Source organism: Amycolatopsis sp. NPDC024027 (assembly GCF_040638975.1).
Lineage (GTDB): Bacteria > Actinomycetota > Actinomycetes > Mycobacteriales > Pseudonocardiaceae > Amycolatopsis.
The window spans coordinates 225,065-240,219 of record NZ_JBEZYY010000007.1 but is presented as its reverse complement, the minus strand read 5'-3'; the positions used below and the strand labels follow the sequence as shown (position 1 = coordinate 240,219).

Sequence of the window (15,155 nt, the reverse complement as noted above, 5' to 3'; positions counted from 1 at the left end):
GTGGACAACTCGCTATACCTGTGGATAACTCTGTGCGGAAAGAGGCATCTCGTGTGTCTGGAGAGGCATCACGCGTGATTGGAGGGGCATCTCACGCGAGGGTGGTTAGGGCGGTGTGGACCAGGGTTCGGACTCCGCAGAGGAGGGCTCGCTCGTCGAGGACGAACGTGGGGCGGTGGATGTCCGATTGGGGGGCCGGGGGGCCGGGCCAGACGCCGAGGCGGGCGAAGGCTCCCTGGACGTGCTCCAGGTACCAGCCGAAGTCCTCGCCGCCCGAGGACTGCTCCGTGGGGGCCACCGCGCCCTCGCCGAGGGCCGCTTCGGTGCCCGCGCGCATCAGGGCCGTCGACTCGGGGTCCGAGACCACCGGCGGGACGCCGCGGCGGTAGTCCAGGTGGAAGCCGACGCCGGTCGGGGCCAGCAGGGACTCCACCGACGACGCCACCAGCGGCTCCAGGGCCGTCCAGACCTCGTGATCGGCCGTGCGCAGCGTGCCGCGCAGGACGCCGTCCTGCGGGACCGCGTTGGCCGCTTGGCCCGCGTGGACCGCTCCCCAGACCAGGACCGTGCCCGACCGCGGGTCGACGCGGCGGGAGAGCACCGCGGGCAGGGACGTGATCACCGTGCCCAGCGCGTGCACCAGGTCGGCCGTCAGGTGCGGCCGGGACGTGTGGCCGCCCGGCGACGTCAGGCGCAGCTCGATCAGGTCGGCGGCCGACGTCAAGGCGCCGACGCGCATCCCGACGGAACCCACCTCGAGCCGCGGGTCGACGTGCAGGCCGTAGATGCGCTCGACGCCGTCCAGCGCGCCCGCCGCGATCATGTCCAGCGCGCCGCCGGGCATGACCTCCTCGGCCGGCTGGAAGATCAGCCGCACCCGGCCGGGCAGCTCCGGCGCGCCGGCCAGGGCGCGGGCCGCGCCGAGCAGGATCGCCGTGTGGGCGTCGTGGCCGCACATGTGGGCCGCGCCCTCGATCGTCGACGCGTACGGCAGGCCGGTCGCCTCCGTCAGCGGCAGCGCGTCCATGTCCGCGCGCAGCGCCACGCACCGCTCACCGCTGCCGATGTCGCACACGACACCGGTGCCGCCCGGCAGCACCCACGGCTTGAGCCCGACCGAACGCAGCAGCGTGACGACCAGTTCCGTGGTCGCGAACTCGTGCCGCGACAGCTCCGGGTGCGCGTGGATGTGCCGCCGCCAGGCGATCAGGTCGGTCGCGTTGGCGCGCAGCCAGCCGTCCAGCCAGAACGGGCCGCGGCCCGCACCAAGGTCCTCCACAGGAGCCATGCTTACGCCGGCTTCGGAAATCAGCGCCTCGGACCCCTCCATGGGGTTGATGATGCGCCCTTGGGGGTCGCCTGGAACGTCCGGTCGTGAATCCAACACCGTCACGCCGCACCTCCTCCCGCAACACGGGTAACCCGCGCAGCGGCTGGGGTCACGCTTCGTGCCGATCGATCTGTCGTACGCATTTGCAGACGATCGTGCACCATGCAGGCGGCAAGCCGCGCCTTGAAAACAGCCGTCCTAGACGGCCGGTACCGGATCTGCGTTGAACGGCGTGCACTAGTTCGGCAAAGCCGAAAACCTCAGGCCTTCTTGGCCCGCTTCGAACGGATCTTGCGCCCCCAGATCACGATGCCGAGCAGGACCACCGCGAGCAGGCCCGCGATCAGCTTGTTCTTGGTCTTCTCCGTGTTGGCCTTGTCCGTCTGGGCCGGGTCGAGGACCGGGCCCGGGGGCTGCGTCTGCACCGGGACCAGCCCCGCGGACGCGTGCGCCACGCTCATCGTGACGGCGGCCGGACGCACCGGCTCGGCCAGCGCCGGCGACGCGGTGAACAGCACCGCTCCCAGCAGCCCGACCAGGACCAGACCCCGCAGTTTCGCCATGTCATCCTTCCGCCGCGACCAGGCATTCTGCCCACGAACCGCCCGCACGTCAGCCACCGAACGCGTCGAGGATCCGCTGTGCACCGAGGGTAGCCGTCAGTTCACCGTTCCGCACCGCCCGTTCGACGTCGGGAACGACCGTTCGCACCTCCGGATGCGCCGCCAGCCGACCCAGCAGCTGTTCGCGCACCATCGCCCACGTCCAGTCGACCTGCTGCTGCCGCCGCCGGGCGTCGAGTTCGCCGGACGCGGTGAGCGTGTCGCGGTGCTGCTCGATCGCGCCCCAGACCTCGTCGAGACGCAGGTTGTGCAGGCCGCTGCAGGTCAGCACCGGGGGCGTCCACGACGCTTCGGGCCCGTAGATCATCCGCAGCGCGCCCGCCAGCTCCCGCGCCGCGCGCCGGGCATCCCGCTCGTGGTCGCCGTCGGCCTTGTTGACGGCGATGACGTCGGCGAGCTCCAGCACGCCCTTCTTGATGCCCTGGAGCTGGTCGCCGGTGCGGGCCAGGGTCAGGAACAGGAAGCAGTCGACCATGTTCGCCACGGTCACCTCGGACTGGCCGACGCCGACCGTCTCGACCAGCACGATGTCGTAGCCGGCCGCCTCCATCAGCACGATCGTCTCGCGGGTCGCCCGCGCGACGCCGCCGAGCGTCCCGGACGTCGGCGACGGCCGGATGAACGCCCGCGGATCGACGGCCAGCCGCGCCATCCGGGTCTTGTCGCCGAGGATCGACCCGCCGGTCCGCGTCGACGACGGGTCGACGGCCAGCACGGCCACCCGGTGCCCGGCCGCGGTCAGGTCGGTGCCCAGCTGGTCGATGAATGTCGACTTGCCGACTCCGGGGACGCCGGTGATGCCGACGCGCTGAGCGCCGCCGGCCGACGGCAGCAGCTCGACCAGCAGCTCCTGCGCCAGCGCCCGGTGGTCCTCCCGCTGCGACTCGACCAGCGTGATCGCCTTCGACAGCGTCCCGCGGTCCCCCGCCAGCACGCCCTTGGCGTAGGCGGTGACGTCGATCTTGCGCGGCAAGGGTCAGGACTCCTGCGCGGTCAGCTGGCCGAGCAGGTCGATGGCCGCGTCCGCGAGCACCGTGCCGGGCCCGAAGATCGCCGCCGCCCCGGCCTCCCGCAACGCCGGGTAGTCCTGCGGCGGGATGACGCCGCCGACGACGACCATGATGTCCTCGCGGCCCAGCTCGGCGAGCTCGTGGCGCAGCGCGGGCACCAGCGAGAGGTGCCCGGCGGCCAGCGACGAGACACCGACGACGTGCACGTCCGCCTCGATCGCCTGGCGGGCGACCTCGGCCGGGGTGGAGAACAGCGGGCCGACGTCGACGTCGAAGCCGAGGTCGGCGAAGCCGGTGGCGATCACCTTCTGGCCGCGGTCGTGGCCGTCCTGGCCCATCTTCGCGACGAGGATCCGGGGCCGACGGCCCTCCTCCGCGGCGAACTCGTCGACCAGCTGACGGGCCTTCTCGACGTTCTGCGTCTTCCCCACCTCCTCGCGGTACACCCCCGAGATGGTCCGGATCTGGCCGGCGTGCCGGCCCCAGAGCTTCTCGAGAGCGTCGGAGATCTCGCCGACCGTGGCCTTCGCGCGGGCCGCGCCGATGGCCAGTTCCAGCAGGTTGCCGCCGTTCCCGGCCCCTTCGGTGAGGCGCCGCAGCGCGTCTTCGGTGGCCGCGGAGTCGCGTTCGGAGCGCAGCCGCCGCAGCTTCTCGAGCTGTTGCGTCCGGACGCCGGCGTTGTCCACTTTGAGCACTTCGATGTCTTCGTCGTTCGTGACCTGGTACTTGTTGACGCCGATCACCGGCTGCCGGCCGGAGTCGATGCGCGCCTGCGTCCGGGCGGCGGCCTCTTCGATGCGCAGCTTGGGGATGCCCGCGTCGATCGCCTTGGCCATGCCGCCGGCCTGCTCGACCTCGCTGATGTGGCCCCACGCCTTGCGCGCGAGGTCGTAGGTCAGCTTCTCGACGAAGGCGCTGCCGCCCCACGGGTCGATCACGCGCGTGGTGCCGGACTCCTGCTGTAGCAGCAGCTGGGTGTTGCGGGCGATCCGCGCGGAGAAGTCCGTCGGCAGCGCGAGGGCCTCGTCGAGGGCGTTCGTGTGCAGCGACTGCGTGTGCCCCTGGGTCGCGGCCATCGCCTCGACGCACGTCCGGACGACGTTGTTGTAGACGTCCTGCGCGGTGAGCGACCAGCCCGACGTCTGGGAGTGCGTGCGCAGCGACAACGACTTCGACGACGAAGGGTTGAAGCCCTTCACCAGCTTCGCCCACAGCAGCCGGGCGGCGCGCAGCTTCGCGACCTCCATGAAGAAGTTCATGCCGATCGCCCAGAAGAACGACAGCCGCGGCGCGAACTTGTCGACGCTCAGCCCCGCATCGACGCCCGAGCGGATGTACTCGACGCCGTCGGCGAGCGTGTAGGCCAGCTCCAAGTCGGCCGTCGCGCCGGCTTCCTGCATGTGGTAGCCGGAGATGGAGATCGAGTTGTACTTCGGCATGTGCTGCGAAGTGAAGGAGAAGATGTCGGAGATGATCCGCATCGACGGCTGCGGCGGGTAGATGTAGGTGTTGCGGACCATGAACTCCTTGAGGATGTCGTTCTGGATGGTCCCCGCGAGCTGCTCGGGTTTGACGCCCTGCTCCTCCGCCGCGACGACGTACAGGGCGAGCACCGGCAGCACCGCGCCGTTCATGGTCATCGACACCGACATCTTGTCGAGCGGGATGCCGTCGAAGAGTTGCCGCATGTCGTAGATGGAGTCGATCGCGACGCCCGCCATGCCGACGTCACCCGACACGCGCGGGTGGTCGGAGTCGTAGCCGCGGTGGGTGGCCAGGTCGAAAGCGACCGAGAGGCCCTTCTGCCCGGCGGCGAGGTTGCGCCGGTAGAAGGCGTTGGACTCCTCGGCGGTGGAGAACCCGGCGTACTGGCGGATGGTCCACGGCTGGTTGACGTACATCGTCGGGTACGGCCCGCGCAGGAAGGGCGCGATGCCCGGGTACGTGCCCAGGAAGTCCACATCGGACAGGTCGGCGGCGGTGTAGACGGGCTTGACGCCGATGCCTTCGGGCGTCTCCCAGGCCAGGGCGTCCGGGCCCTTGCCGGTGGCGCTCTCGACGGCGCGCGCCCACGCGTCGCGGTCGCCCGGGGACGGCGTGCCGAGGTCGAGACCGGCGAAGTTCGGGATGGTCATCGCGCAACTCCCAGCTTGGCGTGCAGGCCGTCGAGGACTTCCAGGGCGTGGCAGCCGGCGAAGACGTTCCCGGCCACGCCGTCGTAGGACCCCTTCCCCGCCAGTAAGACGTACTCGGCGCCGAGGGACGCGGCGACGTCGGCCGCCTGCGCCGCGTAGGCGTCGTCGGTGCCGCAGAGGCAGGCGACGCGGGCGCCGGACGCGCGGAACGCGCCGGGCAGGTCGTCGGTCGCGCCCGGGTTGACGGCTTCGATCCCGCCCGCCTGGAACAGGTTGGCGGCGAACCCGGCCCGCGCGGTGTGCGCGGCGACCGGGCCGAGCGTCGCGAGGAAGATCTTCGGCCGCTCGCCGTGCGAAGCGAGGTACGCGTCCGACGCGTCCCGCAAGGCTTCGAAGCCTTCGGCGTACCGGTGCCGCGGCAGTCCACCTTCCACAGTGGACTCCACCGGCGGGCGGACCACCGGCTTCTCGGCCAGGTTCGGGAACTCGCTGACGCCGGTGAGCGGGTCGCGCCGGGTGGCGATCCGCTTCGAGCGCTTCTCCCACGTCGAAGCCAGCCGCCCGGCGAGCGCGCCGGAAGAAAGCTCGGCGACCAGGCCGCCCGCGCCTTCGATGGCGGTGAACTCGGCCCAGGCGGCGTGCGCGAGGTCGTCCGTAAGCTTCTCGACGTACCAGGAGCCACCCGCCGGGTCGGCCACGCCGGCCAGCTTGGCCTCCTCCAGCAGCACGGCGTGGGTGTTGCGGGCGATCCGCGCGGAGAAGGCGTCGGGACGGCCGATCGCCGCGTCGAACGGCAATACGGTGACCGCGTCCGCGCCGCCGGCGCCCGCGCCGAAGCAGGCCACGGTCGTGCGCAGCATGTTCACCCAGGGATCGCGCCTGGTCAGCATGGCCGGCGACGTCACGGCGTGCTGGCGCATGGGTGAGGTGAAGCCACAGACTTCGGCGACGCGCGCCCACAGGCGGCGGGCCGCGCGCAGCTTCGCGATGGTGGAGAACTGGTCGGCGGTCGCGGCCAGCCGGAACTCCAGCTGCCCGGCGGCGGCCTCGACGGTCAGACCGGCGTCGGTCAGCGCCCGCAGGTAGCTGACGCCGGCGGCGACGAGCGCGCCCAGCTCCTGCGCGTCCGACCCGCCGGCCTCGTGGAACGGCAGGCCGTCGGCGACGATCGTCCGCACTTTCGGGTACTTCCCGGCGACACGCGCCGCGAGCGCGGCGGCCGGTTCGAGCGCCACGGCGGAGCCGGAGCGGGCCGCCAGCCCGATCGGGTCGGCGCCCAGCACGGCGGTGGCCTCGCTCGCCGGGATCTCGCGCTCGTCGAACAGCGCCAGCAGCTCCGAAGCCGCGGCTTCGTACCCGGGACCGGTGTCCAGCACGACGGGCGCCAGGTCGAGGTACACCTCGTTCAGGGCGTCGGCGAGGGAGGCGGGGGGCACCGACAGCCAGATCGACGTCACGCCGCCTTCGAGGTCGGCGAGGATCGCCTGGTTGACCGCGCGGGCGTCGTCGCCGGTGAACCGGGCCCGGACGTCCCAGCCGGTGGCGACCTGGCCGTCCGGGCGCGCACCACGCACGTAGGGCGGCAGGCCGGGGAAGCCGATGTCGCCGGGGACGTCCTCGGCCGTGTACAGCGGCTGGATCTCGATCCCGTCGTAGGTCCGCGTGACGAGCTTGCTCTCCGGGGCACCCGCGAAGTCCTCCGGCAGCTTCCCGCTCTTGCGCAGCACACCGGCGACCAGCTCTTGCCACTGCTCGCGCGTCGCCTGCGGAAACTCGGCCGCGAGGTCGAGCTCGGAGATCGGCGCTGATTCCGGACCGGCCACTTCAGTCATAACCAGTGATGGTAGAGGCACGGGCCGCGTCCGACCTGTGACTCTAGTCGCGCCCCTAGGCAGCCGGCGGTGAGCCGCGTACGACACAATCAGGAGGTGCCCCCCTCCAGCGAAGAGACACGAGTGGTCGCCGGTCGTTACCGGCTGCGTTCGGTGCTCGGCTCCGGGTCGATGGGCACCGTCTGGTCGGCGTACGACGAGTTCCTGCACCGGCAGGTGGCCGTCAAGGAGATGAAGGTGCCGCCGGGCATCCCGGCGGCGCAGGCGGACGAGCTGAGGGAGCGCACGCTGCGCGAGGCGCGCGCGATCGCGGTCCTCTCCCACCCCAATGTGATCATCCTGCACGACGTCGCCCGCGAGGACGACCAGCCGTTCGTGGTGATGGAGCTGCTGCCCTCGCGCAGCCTGGCGCACATCCTGCGCGACCACGGGCCGCTGACCGTCGGGCAGGCCGCCGCGGTCGGCATCGCCGTGGCGTCCGCGCTGGAGGCCGCGCACTCGGCCGGGATCACGCACCGCGACGTCAAGCCGGGCAACGTCCTGGTGGCCAGCGACGGCCGGATCAAGCTGACCGACTTCGGCATCGCCCGCAACGTCTCCGAGGCGACCATGACCCGCACCGGGATCATGCTCGGCTCGCCCGCCTACATCGCGCCGGAAGTGGCCTCCGGCGGCGCCGTCACGCCGGCCGCGGACCTGTGGGGCCTCGGCGCGACGCTGTTCGCCGCGGTCGAGGGCGCGCCGCCGTACGACGCCGACGGCGATCCGCTGGAGACGGTCGGCAAGGTCGTCAACGGGAAGGTGCCGAAGCCGAAGGCCGGCCCGCTCGCCGACGTCATCAGCGCCCTCATGACGAAGGAGCCGGCCCGGCGGATCACGCTGCGGGACGTCCGGCACCGGCTGTACCCGCTGCAGACGAAGACGCCGCTCGACCTGTTCGGGCCCGAACTGTTCCACACCCCGGACGGCAAGAAGACGTCCGCGCAGCCGGACGCGACCGACACGCAGGTGATCAAGACCGTCCTGCCCGAGAAGGCCAAGGCGGAGAAGAAGGCCGAGGCGTCGAGCAGCGAGCTCGCCGCCGACCCGGGCCCGCTGCCGTTCCTGCGCCCGCCCGCCCCGGCGGCGCCGGCGGCCCCCACCTCGGGTGCGCCGACGATGTTCGTCCCGCCGCCGCCACCGCGGCCGGCGCGGCGCAGCTCCACGGCCACCGCCGTGCTCGTCGCGGTGGCGATCCTGCTCTTCCTCCTCGCCGCGGGCGGCGGGTTCGCGCTGGCCAGGACGGTCGGCGGCCAGTCGCTGCTGCCTCCGGCCGCCGCGCCGCGGAACACGTCGAACGGCGTGACCGACGTGCCGCCGCCGACGCTGGTGCAGCAGTCGGGCGACGCGAGCTTCGCGACCGGCAACGGCGGGCAGTTCGGCCTCCAGGTGCCGGAGGGCTGGCAGAAGTTCGTCGCCCCGCACACGACGACGAAGTTCGGCGCGAGCACGGCGGTCCAGTACGTCTCCCCCGACGGCCGCCGGTCGCTGCGTGTGGAACGGCTGCCGAAGTACTTCGCCCAGTACCCCCACGACGACGAGTACATCGCCTGGCTGAAGGGGTCCTACCCACCCAACGCGTTCCAGCTCTACGACCCGATGCCGCTGCCGGGCGGCAAGGGCTCGACGCTGACGTACCGCCTGGCCGAGGGCGGCAACCTCCCCGAAAGCGACGGCGGCGGCACCCGGGTGACGTTCATGAACCTGGTCCAGGCGAACACCAGCCTGTGGATCCTCTCCGTCACCGTGCCGGCGGAGCAGGAAGACTCGGGCCGCCAGGACGTCTTCGACCGCGTCGCCCCCACCCTGAGCGTCTCGGACTAGCCGCCGAGGACCTCGCGGGACACCTGTTCCTGGGCGAGGTGGCGCAGGCCGGCGAAGATCCGGTCGCCGAGCACGGTCGCGACCAGCCCGGTCTCGATGATCTCGTCGAACGACGTCAGGCCCTGCACCGATTCGACGTCGAGCTCCGCGGCGCGCATCGCCAGGCCGGCGTACTCCTCGAGGCGTCCGGCCAGTTTCTCCTGGCCCAGCTCCTTGGCCGTCGCCAGCGCGGCGACGAGGTTGGCCATCGCGCGGTGCTCGGGCGGGTGCGCCTTCCAGCCTTGGCGGTGGATGAGGTCCGCCAGCAGGCCGGCCGCCCACTCGGCGGCCTCGTCGGACACCTTGGGCGTCGGCCCGGCCAGCTCCTGCTGGACGACGCCCATCGTCCGGTGCGGGGTTTTGTCGCCGTCGATCGCGCCGAGCACGACGCCGACCGAGGCCAGCGGCAGCCCGCCGACTTCGGTGAGCGCCTTGATCAGCCGCAGCCGCTGGACGTGCGCGGCGGAGTACCGCGCCTGGTTCGGGCTGGTGCGCTCGCCGGGTGGGAGCAGGCCCTCGCGCAGGTAGAACTTGACGGTCGCGACCGGCACCCCGGACTCGGCGCTCAGCTCGGCCATCCGCATGCGTTTCCGCTCCGATCCCGGGGTCCGTCTCGGGGACAACCCTGAAGACTTCTCAGCATGGATAGTTTAACTTCCCATAACGGAGAGTTTCACTATCCGTTCTGGGAGGAACCATGACCATCCTTGCCGATCTCCGGAGCAGAACGCACACGTGGCACCGGCCGTCCGCGCTCGCGGCCGCCGGGCTGGGGGTGGTGGCCGTGCTGTGCGTGGCCGCCATGCTCCTCGACCAGCGGACCCTGGGCGGCGCGCCGATCTGGGCGAAGCCGTTCAAGTTCGCGGTCTCCGGCGCGCTCTACTTCGCGACCTGGAGCTGGCTCGTCTCGCTGCTGCCGCGGTTCCGGCGCACGGCGTCCTGGCTCACGAACCTCCTGGTCCTCATCTTCGCCGCCGAGTACGTCCTGCTGGTGTTCCAGGCGGCGCGCGGCCACGCGAGCCACTTCAACAACGCGACGCCGCAGGACGCCTTGATCTACGACGTCATGGGCAAGATGATCATGGGGCTGTGGGCCGCCACGCTCGTGCTGACGGTCCTGGTGATGTTCACGAAGGTGCCGGACCGGGCGAGCTTCTGGGCGGTCCGCACCGGGGCCGCGCTCTCCCTGGCCGGGATCTCGCTGGGCGTCCTGATGACGAGCCCGACCGCGCAGCAGCTCGCGCGGTGGAAGTCCGGTGGAAAGCCGGACATGGTCGGCGCGCACACCGTCGGGCTCGCCGACGGCGGCCCCGGCCTGCCGATCCTCGGCTGGAGCACGGTGGGGGGCGACCTGCGGATCCCGCACTTCGCCGGGATGCACGCCCTGCAGGCGCTGCCGCTGCTCGCCATCGGGCTCCTGGCGCTGGCCTCGCGGTTCCCGCGGCTGCGTGACGACGTCGTCCGCGCCCGGCTCGTCCTGGTCGGCGCGGCCGGGTACGCGGGGCTGCTCGCGCTGCTCACGTGGCAGGCGCTGCGGGCGCAGTCGATCGTGCACCCGGACGCGACGACACTGGGCGCGTTCGCGCTGCTGGTCGCGGCGGTCGGGCTGGGTGCGCTGGCCGTCGTCCGCGCGCCGGAACGGAAGGCGGTTCGATGACCCTGTTCACCTGGGCGTTTCCCCTGGCGGCGCCGTTCTGGGCACTGATGATCCTGGCCCCGAAATGGCGGTGGACCGCGCGGATCATGAAGTCGCCGTGGGTGCCGCTGCTGCCGCTGGTGTGCTACTTCGGGCTCGTGCTGCCGCACTTCGGCGAGTGGGGGCGGGCGATGCTGCGGCCCGACCTCGGCGTCCTGCAGACGCTGCTGGCCACGCCGTGGGGCGCCGGGCTCGTCTGGGCGCACCTCATCGCGTTCGACCTGTTCATCGCCCGCTGGATGTACTTCGAGGCGCGGGACCGGGAGATCTCGCCGTGGCTCGTCAGCCCGATCCTGCTGCTGACGATCTTCCTGTCACCGTTCGGCCTGGTGGTGTTCCTCGTGGTGCGGGCCGTCCGGATACGCTCCCTCGCATGAGTGAACACGAAGCCGCGAGCGCCATCGCCAAGCGCACCGGCGTGGACGCGCACGACATCGCGGTGGTCCTGGGGTCGGGCTGGCGCCCGGCGGCGGACGTCATCGGGGAGTGCGAGACGGAGATCCCGTTCGCCGAGCTGCCCGGTTTCACCACGCCCGGTGCGGTGGGCCACGGCGGCACCATCCGCTCGCTGAAGGTCGGCGGCAAGAACGTCCTGGTGATGCTGGGCCGGACCCACTTCTACGAGGGCAAGGGCATCGACCCGGTGGTGCACAACGTGCGCACCGCGGCGGCGGCCGGCGTCCGGTCGGTGCTGCTGACGAACGCGGCGGGCGGCCTGCGCGAGGGCTTCCACGTGGGGCAGCCGGTGCTGATTTCCGACCACCTGAACCTGACCGCGCGCTCCCCGATCGTCGGCGCGAACTTCGTCGACCTGACGGACCTGTACTCGGCGCGGCTGCGGAAGGTCGCGCAGGAGATCGACCCGTCGCTCGAAGAAGGCGTCTACGCGGGCCTGACCGGGCCGCACTTCGAGACGCCGGCGGAAATCCGGATGCTGCGCACGCTGGGCGCGGACCTGGTCGGCATGTCGACGGTGCTGGAGGCGATCGCCGCCCGCGCGGCCGGCGTCGAGGTCTTCGGCCTGTCCCTGGTGACGAACCTGGCCGCGGGCATGACCGGCGAGCCGCTGAACCACGAAGAGGTCCTGGAAGCCGGCCGCGCGGCCGCGACCAAGATGGGCTCCCTGCTGCGGGAACTGGTCACCCGCGCCTGACGAAGGTCCGTGAATGCCACCTTCAGGGACGCTTGGTCCCTGAAGGTGGCATTCACGGCTTCAGGCCAGGGTGGGGAGTTCGGCGGCGACGTCGGCCGGGGACGGCATGGCCGCCACTTCGGCGGCCAAGGTGCGGGCCGCGTCGCGGACCGACGAGTCCGTGAGCAGGTGACGCGCTTTCGCCGCCACAGCCTCGGCCGTGACCTCCGTGCCGAGCAGGCGGTCGCCCACGCCGGCCGCCAGGACCGCGTCCGCGTTGGCGAACTGGTCCGCGCCCTGCGGGAGCAGCAGCTGTGGGAGGGCCGCGCCGAACGCGCCGAGCGTGGTGCCGCTGCCGCCGTGGTGGATCACCAGGTCGACGTGCGGGAGCAGCGCCGCCTGCGGGACCCAGGCCTCGAGCCGGACGTTCGCCGGAACCTCGCCCAGCGCGTCCTCGGGCAGCGACGGGCCGGTGGCGACCAGGACGTCGACGTCCAAACCGGACAGCCCGGCGATCGCCTCGGTGAGCACGCCCGCGTGGCCCATCGCCGTGCCCAGCGTCAGGTAGACCAGCGGCCGCCGCTTGTCCAGCACGCCCGCCGGCAGCTCGCCCGGCTCGCTCCAGCCGACCGGGCGCAGCGGCACCCGGCGGGTGCGCGCCAGGAAATCCGGGTCCTGCACCGACTCCGGGCAGATGTCGATGAACGGGCCGCCGAACGCCAGGTCCTCGCCGGCCTCGATCCCCAGCCCCGCAGCGTGCTCGCGGATCGCGTCCCGGATCTTCGTGGTCATCGGGTCGCCGGTCGACACCCGGCCGAAACCGTGCGCCACCACCGGGAGCCCGGCCTTCCGCGCGGCGAACAACCCGCCCGGGTTGCCCGCCTCGCTCACGACCAGATCGGGCCGGACGTGCTCGAACAGCGGTAGCAGGTCGGCGAGGAACCGCTTCGGCAGCAGTTCGCCGAACACCTTCGCCACGACCGGGAACAGCTCCTCCGGCGGGATGTCGCCGGGCGGGCGCCGCGGGCCGGGCGGCCCGGCCTCGGCGAACGCCTGGCCGAACGCGTTCTCCATGGAAATGCCGGCCGCCGCCGTTTCGAGCCCGGCTTTCCGCAGCTGTGGAAGGAACTCTTCAGTGGTGGCGAAGACGACGTCGTGGCCCGCGTCGCGCGCGGCGACCGCCAGCGGGACGAGCGGGAAGGTGTGACCGAAGGACCCCAGTGAGGTGAACAGTAAGCGCACCTACCCGACCATAGCCCGTAGGCTGACGCGGTGACATCAGATTCCACCCTGCGTGACGCCGCTTCCCGCTGGATCGCCACCGACCCGGACGCCGGCACCCGTGCCGAACTGGAAGCCGTGCTGGCCCGCGCGGACGGCGGCGAACCCGGTGCCGCCGAAGACCTGGCCGACCGGCTGGCCGGCCCGCTGGAATTCGGCACCGCCGGCCTGCGCGGCCCGGTGCGCGCCGGGCCGAACGGCATGAACGTCGCCGTCGTCACCCGGACGACGGCCGGGGTCGCGGAGTGGCTGAAGGCGCACGGGCACGCCGGCGCGCTGGTCGTCGTCGGCCGCGACGCCCGGCACGGCTCGGAAGCCTTCGCGACGGCCGCCGCCGAGGTGCTGACCGCGGCCGGCTTCGACGTCAAGGTGTTCCCCCGCCCGCTGCCGACGCCGGTGCTCGCGTTCGCCGTCGGCCGGCTCGGCGCGGTGGCCGGGATCCAGATCACCGCGTCGCACAATCCCCCGGCGGACAACGGGTACAAGCTCTACGACGCGACCGGCGGGCAGATCGTCCCGCCGTCCGACGGCGAGATCGAGCGCGCCATCGAGGCCGCGCCGCCCGCCGCCGACGTGCCGCGGGCGCCCGGCGCCGAGGTCGCCGACCTGCTGGACCGCTACCTCGACGAGGTCGCGACGTTGCCGCTGGGCCACGAACGCGCGGTGCGGGTCGCCGCGACGGCGTTGCACGGCGTCGGCGCCGGCACGCTGCGCGCGGCGTTCGAGCGGGCCGGGTTCACCGACCTGCACCTGGTCGGCGAACAGGCCGCGCCGGACCCGGACTTCCCGACCGTGTCGTTCCCGAACCCCGAAGAGCCGGGCGCGACGGACCTGCTGCTGGCGCTGGCGTCCGATGTGGACGCCGACCTGGCCGTCGCGCTCGACCCGGACGCCGACCGGTGCGCGCTCGGCGTGCGCGAGCGGGACGGGCGGTGGCGCATGCTGCGCGGCGACGAGACCGGCGTGCTGCTCGGCTCGTACGTCCTGTCCACAGTGGACCGAACGGTCCTGCCGGACCCGCTGGTGGCGACCACGATCGTGTCGTCGTCGATGCTCGGCGAAATCGCGAAAGCCGAAGGCGCCCGCTACGCCGAGACGTTGACCGGCTTCAAATGGCTGGTCCGGGCCGGCGAGGACCTGGTGTTCGCCTACGAAGAGGCGCTCGGGCTGTGCGTGAACCCGGGGTTCGTGCGCGACAAGGACGGCATCGCCGCCGCGACGCTGGCGGCCGGGCTCGCCGCGCAGCTGAAGGCGCAGGGCCGCACGCCGCTGGATGTGCTCGACGAGCTGGCGCGGCGCCACGGCGTCCACCTGACCGATCAGGTTTCGCTGCGGGTCACGGATCTCGCGGTCCGCGGCCGGCTGATGGCGAAGGTGCGGGCGACCCCGCCGTCCCGGCTCGGCGGCGTCGAGGTCGGCCTCGAAGACCTGCTGCCGGACGCCGACGTGGTGCGGCTGACCGGCGACGGCGTCCGCGTGGTCGTGCGGCCGTCCGGGACCGAGCCGAAGCTGAAGGCGTACCTGCAGGTGGTGGCGCCGGTGACGGACGAACTGGCCGGCGCGCGCAGTGCGGCGCAGGAGCGGCTGACGGCGCTGCGGGCGGACGTCGAGGAGCTGCTCACCTGATGCCGCGGCTGCTGATCGTTCACCACACGCCGTCCCCGTCGACGCAGGCACTGTTCGAGGCGGTCGTGGCGGGAGCGACGCACCCGGACATCGAGGGGGTGGAGGTGGTCCGCCGCGCGGCGCTGGCGGCCACGGTCACCGACGTCCTCGAGGCGGACGGCTACCTGCTGGGCACGCCGGCGAACCTCGGCAGCATGAGCGGTGCGCTCAAGCACTTCTTCGACACGATCTACTACCCGTGCCTGGACGAGACGCGAGGTCGCCCGTTCGGGTACTGGATTCACGGCAACAGCGACACTTCGGGCACCGAACGGCAACTGCTGGCCATCACGACGGGCCTGGCGTGGGTCAACGCGGCGAAACCCGTCATCACCACGGGTGAACCGGACAAGAGAACCGTCGAGGCGTGCACCGAATTGGGCGGCACGCTGGCCGCCACGCTGATGAGCTGACGAAATGGGCGGAAATTAAAGGGGCCTGTCACCGGAAGCCCTGGGGGTCGACCTCCGGCAACAGGCCGTGACCAAGGGTTCGCCCGAGGGCGATCAACCTTGGCCTGTGAAGCGTACTACAGACGGCCGATCATGA

At 72.1% G+C, this 15,155-nt stretch carries 13 protein-coding genes; 6 read left to right on the top strand and 7 right to left on the bottom strand.

Going from position 1 to position 15,155, the window contains the following annotated elements; translation table 11 throughout:
- Positions 1–91: 91 nt before the first annotated feature.
- The 5 genes from AB0F52_RS19865 to AB0F52_RS19845 form a co-directional block, all read right to left on the bottom strand.
- On the bottom strand, positions 92–1,393 hold the full coding sequence (locus AB0F52_RS19865; protein ID WP_360172634.1) for an amidohydrolase: 1,302 nt from the start codon (positions 1,391–1,393) through the stop codon (positions 92–94).
- 197 nt (positions 1,394–1,590) lie between these two features.
- A complete protein-coding gene (locus AB0F52_RS19860) occupies positions 1,591–1,893 on the bottom strand; it encodes a hypothetical protein (protein ID WP_360172631.1) in 303 nt (100 codons plus the stop codon).
- Positions 1,894–1,942: 49 nt separating this feature from the next.
- A complete protein-coding gene (gene meaB / locus AB0F52_RS19855; RefSeq protein WP_360172628.1) occupies positions 1,943–2,926 on the bottom strand; it encodes a methylmalonyl Co-A mutase-associated GTPase MeaB in 984 nt (327 codons plus the stop codon).
- 3 nt (positions 2,927–2,929) lie between these two features.
- Positions 2,930–5,098 carry a methylmalonyl-CoA mutase gene (gene scpA, locus AB0F52_RS19850; protein ID WP_360172626.1) on the bottom strand — a complete coding sequence of 723 codons (2,169 nt, stop codon included), beginning with the start codon at positions 5,096–5,098 and terminating at the stop codon, positions 2,930–2,932.
- Complete coding sequence (locus AB0F52_RS19845) at positions 5,095–6,930, bottom strand: methylmalonyl-CoA mutase family protein (protein WP_360172623.1); 1,836 nt, start codon at positions 6,928–6,930, stop codon at positions 5,095–5,097. Before AB0F52_RS19845 ends, scpA begins: the two co-directional genes overlap by 4 nt.
- A gap of 123 nt (positions 6,931–7,053) precedes the next feature.
- Between AB0F52_RS19845 and AB0F52_RS19840 the strand changes: the two genes are divergently transcribed.
- Entirely contained in the window at positions 7,054–8,793 is a 1,740-nt protein-coding gene (locus AB0F52_RS19840; protein WP_360173213.1) for a serine/threonine-protein kinase, read from the top strand.
- On the opposite strand, the gene AB0F52_RS19835 is transcribed toward AB0F52_RS19840, so the two are convergent.
- Complete coding sequence (locus AB0F52_RS19835; RefSeq protein ID WP_360172621.1) at positions 8,790–9,410, bottom strand: MerR family transcriptional regulator; 621 nt, start codon at positions 9,408–9,410, stop codon at positions 8,790–8,792. The genes AB0F52_RS19840 and AB0F52_RS19835 overlap by 4 nt on opposite strands.
- A gap of 119 nt (positions 9,411–9,529) precedes the next feature.
- On the opposite strand from AB0F52_RS19835, the gene AB0F52_RS19830 reads away from it, so the two are divergent.
- From AB0F52_RS19830 to AB0F52_RS19820, 3 genes are read left to right on the top strand one after another with little or no spacing between them, the layout of a single operon-like run.
- The gene (locus tag AB0F52_RS19830; RefSeq protein ID WP_360172619.1) at positions 9,530–10,489 is read left to right on the top strand and encodes a hypothetical protein; all 960 of its coding nucleotides are present in this window, start codon (positions 9,530–9,532) and stop codon (positions 10,487–10,489) included.
- A complete protein-coding gene (locus tag AB0F52_RS19825; RefSeq protein WP_360172616.1) occupies positions 10,486–10,905 on the top strand; it encodes an ABA4-like family protein in 420 nt (139 codons plus the stop codon). Before AB0F52_RS19830 ends, AB0F52_RS19825 begins: the two co-directional genes overlap by 4 nt.
- Entirely contained in the window at positions 10,902–11,681 is a 780-nt protein-coding gene (locus AB0F52_RS19820; protein ID WP_360172613.1) for a purine-nucleoside phosphorylase, read from the top strand. The genes AB0F52_RS19825 and AB0F52_RS19820 overlap by 4 nt, the downstream gene beginning before the upstream one ends.
- 60 nt (positions 11,682–11,741) lie before the next feature.
- Here AB0F52_RS19820 and AB0F52_RS19815 read toward each other — a convergent pair whose 3' ends face one another.
- Positions 11,742–12,902 carry a nucleotide disphospho-sugar-binding domain-containing protein gene (locus tag AB0F52_RS19815; protein WP_360172609.1) on the bottom strand — a complete coding sequence of 387 codons (1,161 nt, stop codon included), beginning with the start codon at positions 12,900–12,902 and terminating at the stop codon, positions 11,742–11,744.
- 30 nt (positions 12,903–12,932) lie between these two features.
- Between AB0F52_RS19815 and AB0F52_RS19810 the strand changes: the two genes are divergently transcribed.
- Both AB0F52_RS19810 and AB0F52_RS19805 read left to right on the top strand, forming a co-directional pair.
- A complete protein-coding gene (locus AB0F52_RS19810) occupies positions 12,933–14,567 on the top strand; it encodes a phospho-sugar mutase (protein ID WP_360172606.1) in 1,635 nt (544 codons plus the stop codon).
- A complete protein-coding gene (locus tag AB0F52_RS19805) occupies positions 14,567–15,019 on the top strand; it encodes an NAD(P)H-dependent oxidoreductase (protein ID WP_360172603.1) in 453 nt (150 codons plus the stop codon). The genes AB0F52_RS19810 and AB0F52_RS19805 overlap by 1 nt, the downstream gene beginning before the upstream one ends.
- The last annotated feature ends 136 nt before the right edge of the window (positions 15,020–15,155 follow it).